We start from the raw sequence: 23,896 nt of genomic DNA, 5'->3' as shown, positions 1-23,896 counted from the left end.
CTGGTCGCACGCGGCGAGAGGCGCTCTGGGCCGGGGAAACAAGGGCGCGCCCCCCTTCCACTTCGGTCCCGCCCCGGGATACCCCTGGTGGGAGAGACCCGGTCCACTCCCCCGCAGGAAGCGAGTCCCACCGTGAACGACGCCCCCGCCGCCCAGCCCCCGGCCTCCGGTTGGTACGTGGACGATCGCTGCACGAACTGCGACGTCGCCCGGCAGCTCGCGCCCGACCTGATCCATGAGGTCGACGGCCGCTCCGAACTCCTCCGCCAGCCGCGCGACGCGGCGGAGGAACGCCGCGTCCACGCCGCCGCGTTCGCCTGTCACACCCGCTCCATCCGGCCCGCCTCCGGCCGGCTGGACGAGCGGTGGGACCCCTACCCCCTGCCGATCGACGACACGGTCCTGTTCTGCGGGCACAACTCCACTCGTAACGCGGGCGCCAACTCCTACCTCCTGCGCCGCCCTTCGGGGACGCTGATGATGGTCGACACCCCGCGCTGGAGCGAAGCGCTGGCCGCCCGGTACGAGCGGATCGGTCCCGTCACCGACGTACTCCTCACCCACCGCGACCACGCCGCCCATGGCCGCCGCTACGCCGACCGATTCAAGGCCCGGCTCTGGATCCACGAGGGAGACCTGGACGCCGCGCCCGGCGCCGACCGCGTCCTGCGGGCCACGGAGAGCGTCGAGATCGGCGACGGGGTCCTCGCCCATCCGCTGCCGGGCCACACCCGGGGCAGCGTGCTGTACGTCGCCGACGAGCGGTACTGCTTCAGCGGCGACAGCTTCTACTGGTCGCGTTCGGCGGGCGACATCGAGGTGGCCGAGAGTGTCACCTGGTACTCCATCGAGGAACTGGCGGCCTCGTTGGCCCGCACGGCCGAACGGCTCCGTTTCGAGTGGCTGCTGCCGGGACACGGTGACCGCAAGCACCTGCCCGCCGACGAAATGGCGGCCCGCATGCGGTCGTTGACCGCGCGGACGGCGACGCTGCGGCCCCGCCCGGTGGACTTCACGGCCATACGCTGGTGACCTCCGCAGGCGGACGCGACGGCCCGCGCCAGGGCGGCGAGAACATGCGGCGGGCGCCACTCCTGTCTAGCGTCGTCGCATGAGGAATGATCCGCAGCGCTACGAGATTCTGCTGGTTCCCGAGTTCGGCGGGGACGGCACGGCCACCGTCGACACCCGCGGGGCCCTGCGTTCGGCCGTCGTGGTGGCCACCGGCGAGACCGGCGCCTCCGGCTACCCCCGGTACGTCGGGGACGGCATGGAGGCCGACATCGACCCCGCGACGCGCTCCGTCGAGGCCCTGCTCGTCGACGGGGCCGAGCTGGACTACGGCCTCTCGGCACGGGTCGCGGACCCCGAGAACGGCGCGGACGGCTGAGCCCGCGGGCGGGTGCCCGCGGGCTCGCTCACCGGAGGCGGCGGCCGGTCACCGGACGGCGCGAGCGGTCACGACGTCCCGGGGCGGCGCGCCGCGGCCCGCTGGGCACGGCGGGACAGCCGTCCCTCGGCGGCGGGGGCTGGCGCCGCCATCTCCTGGCCGATGCCCAGTTCGCCGCGGAGGTCGGCCACGAACGAACGCACCGTGGGGTACTCGACGAACGCCGAGGAACGCACCGGGTGGGCGAGTTCCTCGCCGAGCTTGGCGATGACCTCGATGAGGATCAGCGAGTCCAGGCCCATGTCGAACAGGTTGGTGTCCAGGTCCACGGTCCGCGGGTCCGGGGCGCCGAGCACCGCGGCGATCTCCTGCCGGATGAAGCCGGTGAGCAGGGCGGTCTTCTCCGCGTCCGTGCGCCCTTCGAAGCGGTCCCGCAGGGTCTCGGCCGCGGGCCGCGCGGCCGGTGACGTGCTGTCGTGCGGCTCGATCCAGTGCCGCTGGTGGTCGAAGGGGTAGCTGGGCAGCGGCACCCTGCGCACCCGCTCGCCCTCGTGGAACGCCGCCCAGTCGACCTCCTGGCCCGCCGTCCACAGCCGTCCGAGGACGTCCAGGAGGAATGCCGTGCCGACGGCCGACGCCGACGCCTCGGGCAGCAGGGGCAGGGCGGGCCTGCCGTGCGCGGCGGCGTGCTGGGCGCCGGTCCGCTCCAGGAGGCGCAGCGCCGCGTCCGGAAGCTCCGTGCGGTCCGCGGCGACCACCGGGGTCCGGATGCCCCAGCCAGCCAGTGTCCGCAGCGTGGCGTACTGCACGGCGAAGGCCGCCAGGGGACTCCGCGCGCCGAGCAGTTCGGCGCCGCCGGGCGTACCGAGGTCGGCGGCGCACTGGTCGAAGTGCGCGCGGAAGGCGGGGTTCTCCTCGTACAGCGCGGCGGCGTGCCCTGGGGCGTGCTCGCGCGCGTCGCCGGGGAGCAGTTCGAGGACCGGCTGTTCGGCGGTGGGGTCGCCGGTCAGCAGGCGGCTCTCGTCGCCGAGGGCCAGGGCGAGCGCCGCGTCCCGTACGCCGGTGGCGACGAGCGCGCGCCGGTAGGTGTGGACGCGCCGCCCGACCGCGAGGGTGTGGGACACGGCGGGCAGGTCGAGGTCGCGGTGCTGGCGCAGGTGACGGGCCAGCTCCGCGGTCGCGGCGTCGAGGACTGCCGGAGTGCGGGCGGAGAGCACGAGGAGCCGCGGGCGGGTGTCGGGGTCGGGCGCGGTGAGCGGCGCGGGGGGTTCCTCGACGATCACGTGGGCGTTCGTGCCGCCGATGCCGAAGGAGCTGACGCCGGCCCGGCGCGGTGTCGGCCCCGCGGGCCACTCCTTGGTCTCGGTGCCGACGTAGAAGGGGCCGGCCGCGAAGTCGATCTCGGGGTTGGGCGAGTCGAAGTAGAGGCTCGGGACCAGGGTGCGGTTCTTCAGCATCAGGACCGTCTTGATCAGGCCCGCCATGCCGGCGGCCGTGTCCAGGTGGCCGACGTTGGTCTTGACGGAGCCGATCGCGCAGGAGGCCTGGGCGAGCGGTTCGCCGTCGCGGCCGAACGCCTGGTTCAGCGCGGCGATCTCGATGGGGTCGCCGAGCGGGGTCGCGGTGCCGTGCGTCTCCACGTACGAGATCGTCTCGGGGGCGCAGTCGGCGATCTGCTGGGCCTCGGCGACGACGGCGGCCTGTCCCTGCACGCTCGGCGCGGTGTATCCGGTCTTGTCCGAGCCGTCGTTGTTGACGGCCGTGCCCTTGATGACCGCGTGCACGGTGTCGCCGTCGGCCAGCGCGTCGCTCAGGCGCTTGAGGACCACGACGCCGACGCCGTTGCCGATGACGGTGCCCTGGGCCTTGGCGTCGAAGGCCCGGCAGTGCCCGTCGGGCGAGAAGATCATGCCCTCGTGGTGGAGGTAGCCCTCGCCCTGCTCGGCCTGGATGTGGGCGGCGCCCGCCAGCGCCATGGTGCAGTCGCCGGAGAGCAGGCTGAGGCAGGCGAGGTGCACGGCGACCAGGGAGGTCGAGCAGGCGGTGTTGGTGCTGACGCTCGGGCCCCGCAGGTTCAGCTTGTACGAGGTGCGGGTGGCTACGAAGTCCTTGTCGTTGGTGATCATCATGCGGTAGCGGTCGACGGACGACGCGGTGCGGTAGCGCTCGCCGAGATTGTGCAGCAGATAGGTGTTCATGCCGACGCCCGCGTAGACGCCGATCTGCTGTTCGTCGCGCTGCGGGTCGTATCCGGCCTGCTCCAGGGCCTCAAGGGCGCACTCCAGGAACTGGCGCTGCTGCGGGTCGATCAGCTCCGCCTCGTCCCGGGTGATGCCGAAGAGGCCGGCGTCGAACTTGTCGGCGTCGTCGACCACCTGGCCGGCTTTCACATACCGTTCGTCCGCGAGGAGTTGTTCGCTCACTCCGGCCGCGCGCAGCTGCTCGTCGGAGAAGTAGGTGAGGGTCTCGCGGCCCTCGCTGAGCACGCGCCAGAACTTGTCGGGGGTGTCGGCGCCGGGGAACCGGCAGGCGAGACCGACGATCGCGATGTCCGCGTCCCTGACCTCGGGGTCCGCCTGCTCCTGCCGTATGCCCTGCTCTGTTCGCTGGTCGTTCATCTCTTCTCCTCAACCCACCTTGATACCGAGGTCCGCCGCGACCTTGCGCATGTCCAGGAATGTCTCCGCGATGAACCTGGCTCCGTCGTCGGTGGTGTCCATCTGCTTGAACAGCTCCACCAGCGCCTCCCGGTGCCGCTCGCGGTCCCCCTCGCCCGCGGCGATCTCCAGGACCACCTGCTTCAGGCGTTCCTCGACCTCGGGCAGCTCCAGGGAGCGCGGGAACTTGATGCTGAAGGTGGAGCGGTCGTAGTCCTTGTTGCGGCTCACCGCCCGCGTGTAGCTCGACGCGTTGAGCTTGTAGAACATGCAGTCCCAGTTCTTGAACGAGTAGTAGTTCAGGAGCGGGAACAGCGTGCAGTGCGTCTCCATCGGCGAAGAGGCGTAAAGGCCCTTCTCCTTCAGTTCCGCGACCATGCGGTCCGGGTCGTAGTCGTGCCGCATGGCGATGAAAGGGAAAACGATCTTGGGGAGTTCGTCGTCCTCGGCGAAGAGGATCTCCTCGATCTCGCCGTTGAACAGCTCGCTCGCGAGGTCGGGTCCGAAGGACTTGTAGAAGCCGCGGACCACCTCGCGGACGTTCGACTCCATCGTGAGGATCTGCTGGGGGTCGGCGCACAGGGCGATGTAGGGGATGCGCTCGCGGAAGGCGTGCAGGATGGCCCGGATCACGAAGAAGGTGCGGCAGGAGACACAGGGCAGCTTCTCGTCGAGATACTGCCCCGGCTTCTTCGGACGCGGCCGGTTGAAGACGTCCCGCATCATCTTCTTGATGTTGTCGTCGTCGGCGTCCACCACGAACGTCGCGGGCAGCTTCTCCTGCGCGAGCTTGATGTTCTGCGCCGCGTGCGTGCTCTCGAAGGGGACGTCGAAGGTGTACGCGAGGGTGCGCTTGCCGTATTCATTGACGAACTTGTCCAGCATGTACGTGCTGTCCTTGCCGCCGCTGTACATGAAGAGGCAGTCGAAGTCACCCCGCGGATTCGGGGCCGCGGCCTGGAATTCGGCGAACACCTCATTGGTGTATTTGTAGTTGACGAGCAGATCGCCCGCGAAGTCGAGGTTGCACAGATTGCAGACCTGTTCGTCGTCGAGAACGATTCCGGGGTGCCCGTCCTTGAGTGAGCAGATCTTGCAGCGAACGACGGTGGGTTCCACGATGCCTCCTTGGAAAGATGCCGGCCGCCCGGCCACTGGCGGGCTTCAGCGTTCGGCGCCGGACCTCCGCCGGCGCGCTCCGAGCAGGGACCTGTCCCGGCCCGACGGCTGTCGCCCGCGCGCGGGCGGTGCGGTCGGTGCCTCGCCCTCGGCGAGGTGGCGGGCCATCGTCCGGATCGTCGGGTGACGGAACATGTCGAGACGGCGCAGCGAGGGGCGCAGCTCCGCCCTGAGCCGCGCGACCACGTGCGTGAGCCGCAGGGAGTCGCCTCCCGCGTCGAAGAAGTTGACGTCGACGCCGACTCCTTCCAGGCCGAGCGCGCTCTGCCAGATCTCGGCGATCCGCCGCTCCAGCGCGCTCCGCGGGACCGCGTCACCGTCGTGCCCCGCGAGGGCCGCCCCGCTGTGGGGCGCGGGCAGGGCCTTGCGGTCGAGCTTGCCGTTCGGCGTCAGCGGGAGTCGCGGCAGTACGACGACGGCTGCGGGGACCATGTACGCGGGCAGCCGCTCCCGCACGTGGACGCGCAGCTCGGCTGCCGCCGGGGGCCGCCGCGCGTCGCGCGCCACGAGGTACGCCACCAGCCGGGCGCCGCCGGGCTCGTCGTCGCGTACCACCACGGCGGCCCGGGCGACGGCGGGATGGTCGCGCAGGACGGTCTCCACCTCGCCGGGCTCGATGCGGTAGCCGTGCAGCTTGACCTGGTTGTCCACCCTGCGCAGGTACTCCAGGCGGCCGTCGGGCAGCTGCCTCACCAGGTCGCCGGTGCGGTAGACACGGCCGGGCGCGAAGGGGTCGTCGAGGAACCTGTCGGCGGTGAGTTCGGGCCGCCGGTGGTAGCCGTCGGCCACGCCGTCGCCGCCGATGAACAGCTCGCCGGGGGCGCCCGGCGGCACGGGCCGCAGCCGTTCGTCGAGGACGTACATCCGCGTGTTGGCCAGCGGGCGGCCGATCGTGACGGGACGTCCCGCTGCCACGCGGTCGAGGGAGGACCAGATGGTGGTCTCGGTCGGGCCGTACATGTTCCACACCCGGCCCGCGCGGCGGACGAGTTCGGCGGCGAGGTCATCCGCCAGGGCCTCTCCGCCGCACAGGACGGTCAGCTCCGGGCCGCCCCGCCAGCCCGCGCCGATCAGCATGCGCCAGGTGACAGGGGTCGCCTGCATGACGGTCGGGCGGTACGCCTCGACCAGCTCGCGCAGCGCGAACCCGTCGGCGGCCGTCTCGGCCGGGGCGACGCGCACCTCACCGCCCGTCACCAGGGGCAGGTACAGCTCAAGGCCCGCGATGTCGAAGCAGGCCGTGGTCACGGCGAGCAACGTGTCCGTGCGGCCGAAGCCGGGCTCCTTCGCCATGGAGCACAGGAAGTTCGTCAGCGCCCGGTGGCCGACCCGTACGCCCTTGGGCAGCCCGGTGGAACCGGAGGTGTAGATGACGTACGCGGGGTCCTTGGCGGACGCGCGCTCGGGGAAGTCTCCGGTGGCGTCCGACGGCAGGTCGCCCGGTGGTTGGGTGTCATGGCCCTCCGGTGCCTCGTCGATGACCACGGGCCGGGCCGGGCAGCCGTGGGGCAGGGCGTCGGACAGCGCGGACTCGGTGAGCACCAGGAGCGCCCCGGAGTCCTCCAGCATGTGGCGGATCCGCTCGGGCGGATAGACCGGGTCCAGCGGTACGTACGCCGCGCCCGTCTTCAGCACCGCGAGCAGGCCCGTGATCAGGTCCGCCGAGCGGTTCAGGAAGACCCCGACGAGGGTGCCGGGGCCCGCGCCGAGGCGGGCCAGGCGGTGGGCGGTCCGGTCCGACCTGCGGTCGAGTTCGCCGTAGGTGAGGACCGTTTCGCCGAACCGGACGGCGGGCGCGTCCGGTTGGCGTCGGCTCCACTGAGCGAAGAGCTGGTGGACGCACAGGTCGCGCGGATAGTCGGCGGCAGTGTCGTTCCACGCCTCGAGGACCTGGCGGCTCTCGTCCTCGTTCAGGAGCGGCAGCAGACCGGCGTCCTCGTCGGGCCGTTCGACGGCGTGGCCGAGGAACCGGCCGAAGCGGGTGGCCAGTTGGTGCGCGGCGTCCGCCATACGGGGGTCGGCCGGTTCGAAGGAGAGGCTGCGGGGCGGCTCGTCGGGGCCGCCGAGCCGCACGGTCAGGGCCGGGCCGTCGCTCCGGTTCGCCGGGCGGCGGCCGTCGCTCAGGTCCACGGTGATCGGCAGGGCGGTGCCCGCGAGGGCTGAGCGCTCGCGCAGCCGGGGGTCGCGCAGGTGCACCCCACGCAGCGGGGCGCCACGTCGGGCCAGGTCGGCGAGGTGCCCGGCGACGGCGGCCCGGAGCGCGTCCAGCGGTGCGCCGTCCGGGACGTCGGGGGCGCGGAAGGGCACGTCCTCCAGGAGGGGCCCGGGGCGCCCCGTGGCTCCCTGTGGGGCGGGGAGGCGCAGCCCGACGTCGTGGCCGCCGACGGGCTCCCCGGCCATCCGGCCGAGGAACAGGAGCAGGGCGGCGAGCAGCCAGGCCCTGCCCTCCTGCCGGTCCATCGCGAGGACGTGGCCCGGCACTGCGGCCCGGGCGAGGGTCCCGGCGCCGGGTGCCGGGTGGTCGCCGCCCGCCTCCCCCGTGACCTGGGTGTCCTGGGCCGGCCAGGGCACTTCGAGGGGGGTCTGTGCGGTGAGCCTCCGCAGCCAGTACGGCTCGTGGCGGCGGGCGGCGCGGGCGGTGGCCGCCCACCGCTCGCTGGCCTCGTCGTCGAACTCCGTGAACCGGTCGCCGGGGCGCAGGCCGGCCACTGCCCCGGTCGCGGGGCCGCCGTCCAGGTCGGCCAGCCCGGTCAGCCGCACGTCGAGGTCGGCGGTGGCGACGACGACAGCCTCGTCGTCGACGCCGAGCACGGTCCCTGGCGGGCTCGTCGAAGGGCGCTCGGTGACTTCCGCGCCCCGCACGGCGAACAGCCGCTCGCCCAGGGCCAGCAGCGCGAGGCCGAACGTGTTGCGGTGCGGCCCGAGGGTCGTGGCCCGTACGAGCGCGTCGAGTTCCCGGGCCGGCCGCCGCCACGAGAACAGGCCTGCGCGGGGCGGGCCGTCGTGCGGGCCGTTATACGTGCGCCGGGAGAGGTCCTGCGGGGTGCGCGTGTACGTCCCTGCGGCCAGCTCGTCGGCCAGCTCGCCGAAGGAGGCGGCGGCCGCCTCGTAGCAGGCGAGGTTGAGCGTGTAGGCCGTGTCGTCCGGCCCGACCGGCACCGCGCGCTGCTTGAGCACGTCGCCGGTGTCCGCCTCGCGTTCCATCACATGCCAGGTCACCCCGTGCTCGGTGGCGCCCTCCAGTACGGCCCAGCTCGTGGCGTGCAGGCCCGCGAGGCGGGGCAGCGGCGCGTCGTGGAAGTTGACGGGCATCCGCTCGGGCAGCGCCAGGACCTCGTCGGACAGCATCCGCAGGTTGGTGATGCTGAACAGATACGCGAAGCGCAGCGGGCGCAGCCGTCGCGCGAGGTCACGGCCCGGGTCGAGCACGGTCAGGCCGTGCCCGTCCGCCCAGCGGCGCAGGCCCGGGTCGGCGGCGACCACGGCGACCACCTGGTGGCCACGCGTCAGCAGGTGCTCCCCGCATTCGGCGAGGAGGGGTTCCTCGCCGATCAGGACGGCGGTGAAGGGGGTCGTCATCGCTGCTCCTCCTGGTCCTGGAGAACGGCGCCGAGCTGTTGGAGCAGGCGGTCCACGTCCGCGTCGGAGAGACCGTCGACGATCTGCGCGAGTCCCGCCGGGGGTTCCTCGGGCGGGTCGCAGGCCACGGCACCGGTCGCCTCCGTCCCCTCTGCCGACTGCGCCTCTCGTGTCTCTCGTGTCTCTCGTGTCTCTCCGGATCGTCCGTCCTGCCGGGCCGCGAGGTGGCGGGCGAGGCGTTCGATGGTGATGTGCTCGAAGAGCAGGGTCGACGGGAGCGGCCCGTACTCCTGCTCCAGCTCCTTGGTCAGGCTGAGGACCACCAGTGAGTCGATGCCGTAGTTCTCGAAGGTGGCCTTGGGGTCGAGAAGGTCCTCGGGCATCTCCAGGACCCGGGCGAAGACCGCCCTGACCCGGTCCTCCTCGACGCGCGCCGCGTCCGGGGCGGCGGTCGGGGGCGCGGGTGTGCGCGGCGGCTTCGGCGCGCGCGTGCGAGGCGGCTCGGGGGCGGTCCCGGGGGCGGGTCCGGGCGTGGTCTCGGGTACCAGGCCGTCGCTCGTGGCCACCAGCACTCGCTGGTAGGTACCGCCGTCCGGGCTCGGGTGCGCCGCGATCCCGCGGAAGCCGTTCTGGGTGAGGACGTCGTGCCAGGCGGCCGTGGAGAGCAGGGGTGAGCCGGGCAGGCGGTACTCCGCGTCCTCGTACAGCCACCAGCCGGTGGCGAGACCGAAGATCAGCGACATCTGGTCGCGCGGCTCGACGCCCTCATTGATGACCAACACGCCGTCGGCGCCCAGAAGTTGCTTGATGTGGGCCAGGGTGCGGTCGATCCGCCCGGTCGCGTGGAGGACGTTCGTGCCGAGCACCAGGTCGTAGCCACCGTGCTCGATGCCCTGCTCCCGCGGCTCCCTTTCGATGTCCAGTGCGCGGAAGGCCGCGAAGGGGTGCTCGCCGCCGAAGCGCTTGCGGCCGTGCCGCACGAACCCTTCGGAGACGTCGGTGTAGACGTATTGGACGTGGCCGCCGTGGCCCGCTTCGGCGATCCGGCGCAGTACGCGTGCGCTGGTGCCGCCGGTGCCCGCCCCGACTTCGAGGAGCCGGACGCGCTCGCCGGGCCGGACGCGCAGGCACTCCTCCACGTACCGCAGAACGGTGTCGGCGACCTGATCATTGCACCGGTCGGTGACGGGGTCGCCCGCGTAGACGGCCCCCACCAGCTCGAAGGAGCCGCCCGGGAAGAGCACCTCCATGTGGCCGCGCCTCCCGGTCAGGAGGTCCGGCAGCGCGTCGAGGCAGCGCAGCAGCAGGGTGGTCACCGGAGCCGACTCCGGGTGGCGCTTTGACAGCTGCCGCACCGCTTCCTCGGGTTGGGCGATGCAGCGCAGCAGGTCCGCTTCCTCGACCCGGTCCGTCACCACCAACTCGGCGCCTTCGGCCCGGAGATGGCCACCGCGCAGGAGGATGTCGACGAGCAGGTCGAGCAGCCGCCCCTGCCCGGCGGTGACACCGAGGCGGGAGCGCAGCCCCTCGCGGGTGTGGCGTTCGCCGGGGCGGTGCAGGACGCCCATGGTCCGCATGGCGCCGACCAGGAGCCGCCGGGCGAGCCGCTCGGTCCGCGCGGACGCGCTCTCCGGCGCCGCCGGTGCGGGGGTGTCCGCCCCGCCGCGGGGCAGGGCGGGCGCGGCCGTCACGGGGCGTCGGCGCGGCTGGGGCCGCAGCACGGTGCCCGGGTCGACGCCGAGGCCGGCGAGGATGCCCGGCTCGGCCTTGACCACCAGCGTCTGCGGCAGCTCGCCGGACAGCACCCGCTCGACGGCGGCCATGCCCTCCTCGGCGCTGATCGGCCGGATGCCCGCGGCGGAGAAGCGGCGCAGGACGCGCTCCCGGTGGGCGTCGCCCGCCGCGTGCCAGTAGCCCCAGTTGACGATTCGCACGGGGTAGGGCGCGGTGTGCGCGGCGGCGAGGGCCCAGGCGTCGGCGACATGGCAGCCCGCCGCGTATCCGGCCTGGCCGTGGTTGCCCTCCAGCGTGACGGCGGAGGAGTACAGCAGCGCGAAGTCGAGGGCCTCGCCGCGCAGGGCGTGGAACATGCTCCACACCGTGTCGGCCTTGGCGTCAAGGGCGCTGCGCAGCTCCGCCTCGGAGAGGTCCCTGATGGGCTTGTCGACCAGCACCATCGCGGAGTGGATCACGCCGTGCAGCGCCCCGAAGCGGGCCTTGGCCTCGTCCACCACCTGCCGCAGCGCGGCCGGGTCGCCGGCGTCGCACGGCACGTACAGCACCTCGGCGCCCAGCTGTTCCAGGGCGGCGAGGTCGGCGCGGCGCCGCTCGTCGGGTGCGCCGCGCCCGATCAGGACGAGGCGGGCGCGGTAGGTGCGGGCCAGGTGGCGGGCGGTGTCGCGGCCGAGCACACCGAGGCCGCCGATGACGAGGTACACCCCGCGCTCACGGAAGCGGGTCGGGGCGGCGGGCAGCCGTACCGCTTCCAGGCGCCGCTCCCGTCGTACGCCGCCTCGCAGGGACACGGGACGGGCCTTGGCCCGGACGGGTTCGGCCACGAACGCGCTCACCGCATCGGCGAGTTCACCGCTGCGCACATCGACGCAGGCCGTGCTCAGCTGCGGGAACTCCTTGGCCGCGACCTCGCAGAAGCCGATGAGCCCGGCCGCCGCGGGACGCACCCTGTCGTCCTCGCCGAGCGGCAGCGCGTCGGCGGTGAGCACCTTGAGGCCGAGGGGCCGGTCGAGCATGCCCGCGCGGTTCAGGGCCCGCACCAGGCGGTACAGGGAGACGACTCCCCGGTCCTGGGCCTCGCACACCTCCCGCGCGCTCTCGGGCAGTGCGTCGGGGCCGCCGACTCCGAGGAAGTACACCAGGTCGATGTGGGGGGCGTCGGCCAGGGCCTCGGCCACTTCCCGCTCGTCGAGGCCGTGGGCGCCGATGCTCAGGTGTACGTGGCGCGCGTCGGGGTGGGCCGTCGCCAAGGCGTTCTCCAGGGCGTCCGTCAGGGGGGCGGACTCCGGCGTGGCGAGCGTGAGGACGGCGCGGGGCGCCGTGGTGTCCTGCCCGGTGCCGAGTGGGGGCGCGGGCGTCCAGCGGGGGCGGTAGTCGATGCCGGGCGCCGTTCTCGGCTCCCGCAGCGCCAGGCCGATGACACGTACGCAGACGCGGCCCGCGTCGTCGGTGAGGGTCACGTCGAACCGGTGGGAGCCGAGGTCACGGATGTGGGTCCAGCCTTCGGCGGGCACCGGGGCGTGCAGTTCCACCCGGTCCGCGGCGAACGGCAGGAGCGGCCGGGGATCCGTGTCCGTCCCGTGGTCGAGCAGCAGGTCCAGTGGGTGCAGGGCCGCGTCGAGCGTGCCCGGGTCGAGGGGGCCCGGGTGGTCGGTGTCGCCGGGGCGTGTCTCGGGGCGGCGCAGCCGGGCGAGTGCGGTCCGCTCGCCGGTCCACGCCTGGGTGACGCGCCGGAAGAAGGGGCCGTAGGGCAGGCCGCGCCGCCGCAGCCTCGCGTAGAGCTCCTCGGGGCCCGTCTCGTGCGGGCACTCCGCCTTGATCGCGTCGATCGCGAGGGGGGCGGAGCGTTCCGGTACGGCGCCGAGCACCTGGCCGAGCGAGTACACGGGGGCGTCCGTCGCGGCGGTACCGGTCAGCCGGTAGCCGAGCGATGTGGCGGCGTGCCCGGTAGTGGCGTGGCCTGTGGTGGCCTGCCCGGTGGTGTCCTGCTCGGGGCGGGTCGTGAGGGTCAGCTCGGTCCCGTCGTCAGGCACCTCGACCGGCGCCGTCCAGCGGACGTCACGGAAGCCGCGCACCGTGCCCTCGCCGAGGGCACGGACGACCAGGTCCAGATGGCCGACGCCGGGCAGCACCGGACGGCCCGCGACGACGTGGTCGCGTACGACCGGATCGGTGGGCGCGAGGATGAGGGGTACGTTCCGGGGAGTCGGCTGTCCGGGCGGCGTGTGCGCGGTGCGGGTGACCGGCAGCCAGTGCCGGGGCCGCTCGAAGGGGTACCCCGGCAGCGGCACCGTCCGGCGCGGGCCGGGCGTCGCCACGTCCAGGGCGTTCCAGTCGGCGAAGGCGCCGCAGACCCAGAGCCGGGCGAGGCGGGCGCGGTCGCCGTCGGCGGCCAAGGTGCGCAGGAAGTCCGGGCCCGCGCCTTCGGTGAACACGTCCGCGAGCGCGGTGTGCTGTTCGGCGTTGCCGAGGATCGCCCACGGGCCCGCGTCCCCGTCGGCGAACGCCGCGAACTTCTCGGCGGCGTCGGTGACGTCGGACGCCAGGAAGGCGAGGCGCTCGGGCAGGGCTTCCCGTCCGGCCCGCAGGGTGTGCCCCACCTCGGCGAGCCCCGGCCGCTCGCGGCGCAGGTGGGCGGCGAGCGCGGCGGCGTAGGCCCGCAGCCGCTCGGGGCCGCGCGCGGAGAGCACCATCAGCTCCGGGCCGTGCGGCGCCGCCGCCATGGCGGGCCCCTCCGCCGGGGCGCGGTACTCCTCCAGGACGACGTGCGCGTTGGTGCCGCCCGCGCCGAAGGAGCTGACGCTCGCCCGCCGGGGCAGCTCCACCGGCGCCCCGTCCTGCACGGCGACGGGTCGCGGCCAGGCGGCCAGTTCGCGCTGCACCCGGAACGGGGAACGGTCGAAGTCGATGATCGGGTTGGTCTCCTCGGAGTGCAGCGAGGGGACCAGCTCGCCGTGGCCGAGCTGGAGGACGGCCTTGGTGACCCCGGCGATGCCCGCCGCGCCCTCCAGATGGCCGATGTTGGACTTCACCGAGCCGAGGGCGATGCTGCCCCTCGCCGGTCCCGCTCCGGCGAACGCCTGCTGGAGGGCGGTGTGTTCGATGGGGTCGCCGAGGGCGGTCCCAGTACCGTGCGCCTCGACGTAGCCGATGGTGCGCGGGTCGATGCCCGCCCGGTCCAGGGCCTCCTCGACGAGGGCTTGCTGCGCCTGCGGGTTGGGCACGGTGTAGCCGCCGGTGCGGCCGCCGTGGTTGACCGCCGTCGCCTTGATGACGGCGTGGATGTGGTCGCCGTCGGCGATGGCCTCCGAGAGCCGCTTGAGGAGCACGGCGCCGACGCCCTCACCGGGCACGTAGCCGTTGCCACCGGCACCGAAGGAGCGGCAGTTGCCGTCCGTGGAGAGCATCCGCATCCGGCTCAGGTGCGCGTACTTCAGCGGGTGCGCGGACACGTTGACCCCGCCGGCCAGGGCGTAGCGGCACTCTCCTCTGCGTAGGCTCTCGCAGGCCTGGTGGAGGGCGACCAGGGAGGCCGAGCACGCGGTGTCCACGACCACGCTCGGGCCGCGGAAGTCACCGAAGTACGACACCTGGTTGGCGATCGCGGAGCGGTTGGCGAGGACCGTGTGGTGGTTGCCCTTGGCGGACTCCTCGGCGGCGAGCTGGGCGTAGTCGCCCCACATGACACCGGCGAAGACCCCGACGTCGCGGCCCTGGCCGCCGTAGCGGGGGCGCGGCAGGCGGGACGGCGGGTAGCCCGCGTTCTCCAGCGCCGACCAGGCGGCCTCCAGGAACAGGCGTTCCTGCGGGTCCATCAGCTTGGCCTGGGACGGCGGGACGCGGAAGAACAGCGAGTCGAAGGCGTCGACGTCCGCCAGGAACCCGCCCCACTTGCCGTAGCTGGCGCCCGGGGTCGTGTGGTCGGCGTCGAAGTGGGCGTCGGCGTCCCAGCGGTCGCGGGGCACCTCGGTGACGCAGTCGCGGCCCTGGCGCAGGTTCTCCCAGAACTCCGTCAGGTCGCGGGCCTGGGGGTAGCGGCCGCTGATGCCGATGATTGCGATGTCGGTGGTGGGGGTGGTGGGGGTGCTGACGGTGAGCTCGCGGGCCGGGGACCGGGGCGGGGCGGCCGACGCCCCGGGCGTCTCGGGTGTCTGGGGTGCCCCCTGCATCTCGCTCGGGAACAACTTCCTTGCCGCGTCGGCGTGTTCACTCAGCAGGTACCGCGCGAGTTCGTGCACCGTGCGGTACTCGAAGAGGAGGGTTCCGCGCGCGCCGGGGAAGTCCCTGTCGAGGTGTTCGTTGGTCTCCATGACCAGCACGGAGTCGAGACCGTACGCATCCAGGGCCGTGTGGTCGTCGATGCGTTCCGCCGCCAGGCCGAGCACGTCCGCGAGCAGGCCTCGTACGTGGTCGCGCATCCGGCCGAGCAGCGCCGGGTCCGGCGCCACGTCACAGTGGGCGGCCACGGTCCGCTCGCGGGCCGGCGCGGCGGCCTTGCCAGGCGCCTCGCCGACCTGCGGGGCCAGGGCCAGGTCGACGGTCGCAGGGTCGCCGATGGCCGGGACCGGCCGGGTGAGGCCGGTGTGCCAGGCGAGGCCCAGGGCCCGTATGCCCTCCTCGCCGGTGAACTCCCGCATACCGGTGCGGCGTCGGTATCCGGCGCGTTCCTCCTCGCCCATCAGGGCGTCCACGCCGCCGATCCGCCACAGCGGCCAGGCCGGCGAGAGGGTGCGGCCCGAGGCCAGGCCGTCGCGCACGCGGGCGGCGCGGCCCGCCGCGTAGGAGTCCAGGAAGCGGTTGGCGGCGGCGTAGGCGCAGGCGCCGAAGTCCCCGAGGACCGAGGCGATGGAGGAGAACACCACGAACAGGTCGAGCGGCTCGTCGGCGGTGAGCGCGTCGAGCAGCCGCACGCCGTGGGCCTTGACCGCGAGCAGGTCGGCGAAGCGGGTGAGGTCCGCTTCGAGCACCGAGCACTGGTCGGCGGCGCCCGCGAGGTGGAAGACACCGTCGAGGTGGCCGAAGCGTTCCTTGGCCCGCGCGACCGCCGTCCGCATGCCGTGCGGGTCCGCGGCGTCCGCGGCCACGAGCAGGACCTGACCGCCGAGCGCGACGAGTTCGTCCGCCGCCGCGCGTGCCTCGGGGCGCTCGGCCGAGCGGCTGACCAGCACGAGCCCGGCCTGGTGCGTCGCGGCCAGGTGGCGTGCCAGCTCCAGGCCGATGCCGCCGGTCCCCCCGGTGACGAGATAGGTGCCGTGCCGCTTGAGCGGGTCGGTGCGGTCGGTCGGCGCGGTGGCGGTCCGGTCCGCCCTGCGCAGCACACGGACCTGGCGGCCCGCCGCCGAGTGCCGCACCTCCACGCCCGCCTGCCTGCCGCTCTGCGCCAGTTCGGCCGCCAGCAGGTCCGGCAGGGCGGCGGCGTCATCGGCGAGTCCGTCCGCGCAGGCCACGGTGGACAGTTCGAAGCGCGGCAGGACCCCGGGGACCGAGAGCGCGAAGCCCGCCACGGCTTCCTGGTCGGGGCGGGGCCCGTGCTCCGTCTCGGCCAGGACGTAGGCGCAGCGCGTCCGGCCGGGGAGCCGGACGGTGTCGAGCGCGCGGACGAGGGCGCGCAGGGAGTACAGCCCTCGCGCGAACGCTTCGTCGAGGGCGGCACCCGCCTCCTGGCTCGCGCCGTCGCGTCCGTGTCCGACCTGCGGGGCGCTCAGGCCCCAGAGGTGGGCGAGGTCGAGGGAGCGGACGCCGTCACCCTCCAGGTCCCGCAGGAGCCGTTCGAAGTCGGCGGAACTGGTGGGGTCGACGGTGTACCGGTCGGGCCCGGTCCGTTCGAACCCCGTCGCCGCCCGTACGTCGATGACGCGCGGCGAACCGGCCCGCGCGGCAAGGCTCCGGGCGACCTCGCCGGTGTCCCCGAGGACGAGCAGGGCGTCGGCGCCGCCGGGGGCGCGCGGCGCGAGATCCTGGTCCTGCCAGACCTGCTCGTAGAAGAAGGGGGCTCCGGCTTTGGTCCCTGGCGCCGCTTCTTGCGGCTGCCGCGGTGTGGCCGTGAGATGGCGGCCCCCGAAGTTCTCGACGCGGACCAGTTCGACGCCCGCGGCGTCCAGGACGCTGACGTCGAACCGGCGCAGTCCGCTCGCCGCGTCGGCGTGGCGGGCGGGGACGGCGTGCGCGTAGCACTCGCGGGGCAACTGCCCTCGTTCGGTGAGGACTTCCAGTGTGCCGAGGTTGAACGGCACGGCGAGGTTCTGGCTCTGTTCCGGTTGCGGCCGGTCCGCCCAGTGGCAGGCGCGCAGCGCGCCGTCGAGCACCGCCGGGTGCAGGAGCGTCGTCGCGGTCCCGGCGTCGGCGGCGTCCGGTTCGGGCAGCGTGAGGCGGACGAGGGCGCTGCCGTGGCCGAAGTGGACCTCTTCGATGACGTCGAAGGCCGAACCGTAGCCGAAGTGCGCTGCCTGGTAGGCGCGTTGGACGGCGGCGCCGTCCCGGTGCTCGGGGCAGCTCTCGCGCAGGGCATCGAGATCGACGGCGGCTGCCACGGCACGCACGGCGGCTCGGCCGGACACCGTGCCGCGCACATGCACGGTGCGCTCCGCGCCCTTTGACGTCCATACGGTGAAGGCCAGTTCTGGGCTCGCGCCCGCGCCGCCCGGCTGTGCGTCTCCGGTCCGGGCCAGGCTGACGAAGACGTCGCGCGGCTCGTCGCCGATCGCCACCGGCCGCCCCCAGAGCACGTCCCGCAGCCCGAGCGCTCCGTCGAGCCCGGCGAGGGCGGCCGCGGCCCTCGCCATCTCCAGGCAGGCGGCTCCGGCCAGCAGTGTCCGGCCTTCGATGACGTGGTCGCGTACGAGGGGCTCGGCGGGCAGGAATGTCCTGCGGAAGCGGATCTCGTCGAGCGTGGACTCGTTGGCGTCGAGGAGCGGGTGGAGCCGGGCGGGTGCCGCGGCCGTGCCGGGCTGGTCCCGCCGGTCGGCGGCGGGCACCCAGTAGCGTTCGCGGGCGAACGGGTAGTGCGGCGCGGGTATACGGCGCGGCGGCGCGCCCTGCGCCGGGGCGAGCGCGTCCCAGTCGGCCGTGCCGTCGCGCGTCCACCGCACGGCGAGGGCGAGGGCGGGGTGGTCGGCGGCAAGGGTGCCCGCCCCCGGGGCCGTGGCGGCCTCGCCCGCTGTGACGAGGCCCGCGCACGGCGTGCCGTCCTGGTGGGCGCGCAGGGCCCGGACGAGGGCGGCACCGTCCTCGGCGACCACCGCGAGGCGTTCCTCCATCACCTCGCGGCCGTGTTGCAGCGTATGGGCGAGGTCGACGGCGCGTACGTGGTCGCGTTCGGCGAAGTCGGCGAGGCGGCCCGCGTACTCGCTCAGGCGCTCCGTGTCCCGCGCCGAGAGCGGGAAGACCAGCGGCGCGGCGAACCGCTGCGCGGCCACGGGTTCGTCCGTGCGTTCGGGTCCGGCCGGGTACTCCTCGATGACCAGGTGGGCGTTGGAGCCGCCCGCGCCGAAGGAGCTGAGTCCGGCGCGGCGGGGCGCCGGGCCCGAGGCCCCGGCGGGGGCGGGCCAGTCGGCCGTGTCGCGCTGCACCGCGAACGGCGCCCGCCCGAAGTCGATGTTCGGGTTCAGTTCATCGGCGTGCAGCGAGGGGACCAGCCGCCGGTGCTTGAACTGGAGCAGCACCTTGGTGAGTCCGGCGATGCCCGCCGCGGATTCCAGGTGGCCGATGTTCGACTTGACGGAGCCGATGGGCCACCGCCGGCCCGCTGTCCGCGCGGAGCCGAAGACCTTGGCGAGTCCGGCGATCTCGATCGGGTCGCCCAGCGAGGTGCCGGTGCCGTGCGCTTCCACGTAGCCGATGTCCGCCGGTCCGAGGCCCGCCCCGGCGAGGGCCCGGCGCACGGAGTCGGCCTGCGCGTGCGGGCTCGGCACGGTGTAGCCGTTCGTACGGCCGCCGTGGTTGACGGCGTGGCCGCGGATCACGCCGTAGATGTGGTCGCCGTCGCGCACGGCGGCGGCCAGGGGCTTGAGCAGGACCGCGCCGACGCCCTCGCCCGGGACGTATCCGGTGCCCCCGGCGCCGAAGGCGCGGCACCGCCCGTCGGCGGAGACGAACCTGCCCTGGCTGAGGAAGACGTACTTGTACGGGTGCAGGGAGAGATTCACGCCGCCCGCGATGGCCACTTCGCTCTCCGCGCCGCGCAGGCTCTCGCAGGCGAGGTGGATCGCGGTCAGGGAGGAGGAGCACATCGTGTCGAGCGCGATGCTCGGCCCGTTGAGGCCCAGGGTGTACGAGACCCGGTTGGCGATCGAGGCGAACGAGGAGCCGGTGACGCGGATGCCGCCGCGCTCGGCGTCGGCGGCGCCGTAGAGCTGGTACTCGCCGTACATCACGCCGACGAAGACACCCACGCTGCGGCCGGACAGTTCGTCCCTGCGGTATCCGGCGTCCTCCAGCACATGCCAGGCGTTCTGGAGGAACAGCCGCTCCTGCGGGTCCATCAGCTCGGCCTCGCGCGGCGATATGCCGAAGAACAGCGGGTCGAAGCGGTCGACGTCGCGCAGGAAGCCGCCCCACTTGGAGAAGGCGCGGCCGCGGGCAGCCGGGTCCGGGTCGAAGTAGCGGTCGTGGTCCCAGCGGTCGGCGGGGATCTCCGTGACGCAGTCGCGGCCCGCGGCGAGGTTCTCCCAGAACTCGTCCACGTCGTCGGCCATGGGGTAGCGGCCGGTGAGTCCGATGACGGCGACGGCGCCGTCGTCATCATTCTCGCTGTCACGCTCGGAGGGGGTGGTCGTCGCGGGGGCGGTGGGCGTGAGGGCGGGCGCGAGCCCGGCGACCGTACCGTCCACGTCGGCCGCGTTCTCGGTCTGTGACGGTGATTGCTCGGGGGCGGCCAGTTCGCCGAGGCGGGCGGCGTGTTCGGCCACGAAATAGCCCGCCAGTTCCTCCAGCGTGGCGTACTCGAAGAACAGGGTCTTGGGAAGGTCGTCGAAGTGCCGCTCCAGCTCCACGTTGAGCTGGGTGATGATCAGCGAGTCGATGCCGTACCGGTCGAACGGCACCCGCAGGTCGAGTTCCGCCGCGTCGAGCTTGGTCCGCTCGGCGAGCAGCTCCCGCAGGAAGGTGCCCGCCCACTCGGTGAGCTCCGCCTCGGACGGGCCGGTGCGGGCCGCCGCCCCGGGGGCGGACGGCCGGCGGCGCGCGGGGCGTGCGGGTGCCGGTGCGAGCGCCGCCGCGATACGGTCCGGTTCGCCGTGGGCGACCAGGATCGCGCCGCCGTCCTGGCGCAGTGCCTCGTCGAGGGCCGCCAGGGCGTCGGCCGTGGCCATCGGGGCCAGACCGACGCGGTGGCGCAGCGCCCGGACGGCGTCCTCGTCCTGGCGCATCCCGCCGTCCAGCCAGAGCGGCCAGCCGAGGGAGAGCGTGCGGCCCGAGCGGCGGCCCGCGGCCACCTGTGCCCGGCGGCGCTCGGCGAAGGCGTCGAGGAACGCGTTGGCGTACGCGTAGTCGCTCTGGCCCGCGTTGCCGAAGGCGGCGGCGATGGACGAGAAGCAGACGAAGAAGTCCAGCGGGTCGTCGGCGGTGAGCCGGTCGAGGTGGAGCGCGCCGTCCGCCTTGGGGCGTACGACGTCGGTGAACTCCTCCCAGCTCTTGTGCAGCAGGTACGCGTCGCGCAGCGTGCCCGCGGCGTGCACCACGCCGCGGATCGCCCCGTGGTCGGCGCGTACGGCGTCGAGCATCGTGCGCAGGGCTTCCTCGTCGGTGACGTCGGCGCGCCGGAAGGTGATGTCGTGCCCGGCCGTGCGGAGCGCCGCGAGGCGCCGCTCGGCGTCCGGGCCCGGCGCGCTCCTGCCGATGAGGACGAGGGGGCCCGCGGCCCGGGCCGCGAGGTGTTCGGTCACGGCCAGGCCGAGGCGGCCCGCGCCGCCGGTGATGAGGCAGGCACCGCCGTCGCTGATCGCGGTGCCGCTCGCGGGCGCCGTTTCGAGGCGCTGGTGGCGCCGTGCGCGCCGGGCGCCGCCCTCGTACCGGGTCTCGGTCTCCCCGTCGTCCAGGCAGGCCAGTTCGGTGACGAGCGTGGGCAGCAGCGGGGTGCCTGTGTCCAGACCGACCAGGCGGTGGGTGAGGCGCGGGTTCTCCAGCGCGGTGCTGCGGGCGAATCCGGCGAGCGCGGCTTCGGCGGGGCGGGCCCCGGCGGCGTCCGTGCGATGGGCGATGAGCAGGGCGGTGCGGTGGACGCCGCGGCGTTCGAGGAGGGCCTTGGTGAGCGCGAAGACCGTGCGCGGGCCGCCGTCGGGAGAGGAGGCGGGGCTGGCAGCTTCTCCGGGGTCGCCGGTGTCGCACCAGGTGTGCAGGACGGCGGTGGGGGTGAGGTCCGCCTGTGCGAGGTGGTCGAGGAGCACGGCGAAGTCGGCCTGGCGGAACGGATCCACGGTGAAGTGGTGGCCGTCCACCGGCGCGAACCGCTCGCCCGGGGTCACGAGGACCACCTCGGGGTCCGTGGCACCGGCGGCGCGCAGGGCTTCGGTCAGCTCGGCGCGGCGGGCGGGGCCGTCCGCGAGGAGCAGGAGCGGCCCGGCGGGCAGGGGCGCGGGGGCCGCTTCCGCCGCCTCCCAGGCGCCGCGGAACAGGGCGGTCCCGGGCCGGTTCCGGTCCCCGCGCAGCGTACGGACGGACAGGTCGGCGAGCCTGGCGAGCAGCCGCCCCTCGGTGTCGAGGAGACGGACGTCCGCCTTGGTCTGCTTCTCGCCCGTGCCGTGCGGAGCGGTCAGGGTGACGTGCGCGAGGCAGTGCCTGGGCAGCGGCGCGAACACCTCCAGTCGGCCGAGTGCCAGCGGGAGATACGTGGTGGCGTCGTCCTCGCGCGCGGCGAGAAGGCCGACGACGGCGTGCAGGGCGCCGTCCAGGAGCGAGGGGTGCAGGACGAAGGCGTGGGCGTCGTCCCGGCCGGCCTTCGGGCAGGCGGCGGGCAGTTCGAGGCCGCCGAGTGCCTGGTCCTCGCCGCGCCGCAGTTCGCGCAGGGAGCGCATGGCCGGGCCGTAGTCGAGGCCGCGGGCGCGCAGCAGTGCGTACAGCTCGGGTGCGGCGAGCCGGTCCGGGCACCGCTCGGCCAGTGCGGCCGGATCGGCGGGGGTGAGGGCGTCGGACGGGGCGGCGGGGGCGGCGGCGGTGAGCTCGCCGCGGGCGAAGACGGCGGGCTCACCCGTCGCGCCGCCCTCGTCGTCGTCGGCCGTGGCGGTGATCGTGAAGCGGGCGCCGTCGCCGTGCGGGGTGAGCCGGGTGTGCAGCGTGCGCGGTCCTTGGGCGAAGGACAGCGGGCGTTCGAAGGAGACCCTGCTCAGGGTGGGGCCGTGCGACGCGCCGACGGGCAGCGAGAGTGCTCCCGCGGCGCGGGCCATCTCCAGGTAGGCGACGGCCGGCATGAGGGGCACGCCGTCGACGCGGTGATCGGCGAGGTAGAACTCGCCGCCGGTCAAGGTGGTGGCGTAGCGGTGCTCGGCCAGGGTGGAGACGTTGCCGCCGAGCAGCGGGTGCAACGCATCGGGCGTGCGGTCGCCCGCGTCCGGGGCCTCGGGGTCCAGCCAGACCCGTCTGCCTTCGAAGGGGTAGGTGGGCAGGGGGACGCGGCGGCGGCGCTCGTCCGCGTAGAACGCGGCCCAGTCGATGTCCGCCCCGGCGAGCCAGGCGGCGCGCACGGCGTCCAGGAGGGCACGCCCCGACAGCTCCGCGCCGGGCGTGAACGTCCGCTGCTCGTCGGGGTGTTCGCCGTCTCCGGTGGCGCAGGCAGGCTCGGTGCGCTCCCGCAGGGCGTGTACGGCCTCGGCGGCGTCGGCGCAGATGACGGCCCTGCGGTGGCGGTGCGCCCGGCGGCCCATCGCGAGGGTGTACGCGGTGTCGGCGAGGTCCGTGCCGGGGTTGCGGTCGAGGTGGTCGGCGAGGTCGTCGGTGAGGGTCTCCAGGGCCGTGCGGGTCTTCGCGGAGAGGACGAGCAGCTGCTCGTCCCTCACGGAGGGGCCGGACGGTTCCGGCCTCGGGGGCTCCTCAAGGACGGCGTGCGCGTTGGTGCCGCCGATGCCGAACGAACTGACCCCGGCCCGCAGGGGGCCCGGCCCCGTCCAGGGCTTGGTCTCGGTGTTGACGTAGAACGGCGTCGCCGCGAAGTCGATGGCCGGGTTGGGGCGTTCGTAGTTCAGGGTGGGCACCAGGGAGCGGTGGCGCAGCATCAGCGCGGTCTTGATCACCCCGGCCACACCGGCGGCGGCGTCCAGGTGGCCGACGTTGGACTTGAGCGAGCCGATGGCGCAGAAGCCGCTCTCCCGCGTGCCGCGCCGGAAGGCGTCGGTGAGCGCGGAGACCTCCACCGGGTCGCCCAGGCGGGTGGCGGTGCCGTGCGCCTCGACGTACGAGACGTCGGCCGGCTCCGTGCCGGAGACGGCGTGGGCCTCGGCGACGACGGCGGCCTGGCCCTCCTTGCCGGGGGCGGCGTAACTCACCTTCAGGGAACCGTCGTTGTTGGTGGCGGTGCCCTTGATCACGGCGTGGACGGTGTCCCCGGCGTCGAGGGCGTCCGCCAGGAGCTTGAGGACGACGACGCCGACGCCGTTGCCGAGCACGGTGCCGCCCGCGTCGGCGTCGAAGGTGCGCACCTTTCCGTCCGGGGAGAGGATCGCGCCCTCCTCGTACAGATAGCCGCGCGTCTGCGGCAGCTTGACCGTCACGCCGCCCGCGAGCGCCATGTCGCACTCGCCGTTGATCAGCCCCTGGCAGGCCAGGTGGATGGCGACCAGGGAGGTCGAGCAGGCCGTCTGGACGCTGTAGCTCGGGCCGCGCAGGTCGAGCTTGTAGCTGACGCGGGTGGCGAGGAAGTCCTTGTCGTTGCCGACCATCACCTTGAAGTGGTCGGAGGTCGCGGTCTGGTCGACGCGGGGCAGGACGTTCTGCTGGAGGTAGGTGTTGATCGCCGCGCCGCCGTAGACGCTGATCAGTCCGTCGTAGCGGCGCGGGTCGTAGCCGGCGTCCTCCAGCGCGGTGTGGCAGCTCTCCAGGAAGAGGCGTTGCTGCGGGTCGATGACCTCCGCCTCGGCGGGCGTGAACTCGAAGAACCCGGTGTCGAAGAGGTCGACGTCCGGCAGGACGCCGTGCGCGGGGACGTACGCCGGGTCGGAGCGCACGGCGGCCGGGATGCCGGCCTCGGCGAGTTCGTCGTCGCTGAACCGGGCGATGCCCTCGCGGCCCGCCCGCAGCAGCTCCCAGAATTCGGCCACGCTGTCGGCGCCGGGGAAGCGCCCGGCCATGCCGACGATGGCGATGTCGTTCCCGGACACTTCGGTGCCGTCGTGCGCACTCACGGTCGTACCCTCTTCCCTTGCTGCTCGGC

The 23,896-nt window shown here is 73.9% G+C and carries 6 protein-coding genes; 2 read left to right on the top strand and 4 right to left on the bottom strand.

The features are described 5' to 3' along the window. Positions 1-132 precede the first annotated feature (132 nt). Both ACF062_RS26080 and ACF062_RS26075 read left to right on the top strand, forming a co-directional pair. A complete protein-coding gene (locus ACF062_RS26080; RefSeq protein WP_392141713.1) occupies positions 133-1,032 on the top strand; it encodes an MBL fold metallo-hydrolase in 900 nt (299 codons plus the stop codon). A gap of 79 nt (positions 1,033-1,111) precedes the next feature. Further along, complete coding sequence (locus tag ACF062_RS26075; RefSeq protein ID WP_392141712.1) at positions 1,112-1,390, top strand: hypothetical protein; 279 nt, start codon at positions 1,112-1,114, stop codon at positions 1,388-1,390. A 68-nt stretch (positions 1,391-1,458) separates the two neighbouring features. Here ACF062_RS26075 and ACF062_RS26070 read toward each other — a convergent pair whose 3' ends face one another. The 4 genes from ACF062_RS26070 to ACF062_RS26055 are packed head-to-tail and all read right to left on the bottom strand — an operon-like array spanning position 1,459 to position 23,867. Beyond that, entirely contained in the window at positions 1,459-4,008 is a 2,550-nt protein-coding gene (locus tag ACF062_RS26070; protein WP_392141710.1) for a type I polyketide synthase, read from the bottom strand. A 9-nt stretch (positions 4,009-4,017) separates the two neighbouring features. Next, entirely contained in the window at positions 4,018-5,166 is a 1,149-nt protein-coding gene (locus ACF062_RS26065) for an OzmP (RefSeq protein WP_392141708.1), read from the bottom strand. A 45-nt stretch (positions 5,167-5,211) separates the two neighbouring features. Further along, complete coding sequence (locus tag ACF062_RS26060) at positions 5,212-8,805, bottom strand: amino acid adenylation domain-containing protein (protein ID WP_392141706.1); 3,594 nt, start codon at positions 8,803-8,805, stop codon at positions 5,212-5,214. Next, on the bottom strand, positions 8,802-23,867 hold the full coding sequence (locus ACF062_RS26055; RefSeq protein WP_392141704.1) for an SDR family NAD(P)-dependent oxidoreductase: 15,066 nt from the start codon (positions 23,865-23,867) through the stop codon (positions 8,802-8,804). The genes ACF062_RS26060 and ACF062_RS26055 overlap by 4 nt, the downstream gene beginning before the upstream one ends. Between the last annotated feature and the right edge of the window lie 29 nt (positions 23,868-23,896).

This window comes from Streptomyces sp. NPDC015345 (genome assembly GCF_043078805.1).
GTDB lineage: Bacteria > Actinomycetota > Actinomycetes > Streptomycetales > Streptomycetaceae > Streptomyces.
This window is presented reverse-complemented; position numbering and strand designations above follow the sequence as displayed.

What these genes read in the sequence shown, in the direction of transcription:
- ACF062_RS26070 (WP_392141710.1), bottom strand. Translation starts at nt 4,008, where the DNA reads ATGAACGACCAGCGAACAGAGCAGGGCATACGGCAGGAGCAGGCGGAC.
- ACF062_RS26075 (WP_392141712.1), top strand. Translation starts at nt 1,112, where the DNA reads ATGAGGAATGATCCGCAGCGCTACGAGATTCTGCTGGTTCCCGAGTTC.
- ACF062_RS26060 (WP_392141706.1), bottom strand. Translation starts at nt 8,805, where the DNA reads ATGACGACCCCCTTCACCGCCGTCCTGATCGGCGAGGAACCCCTCCTC.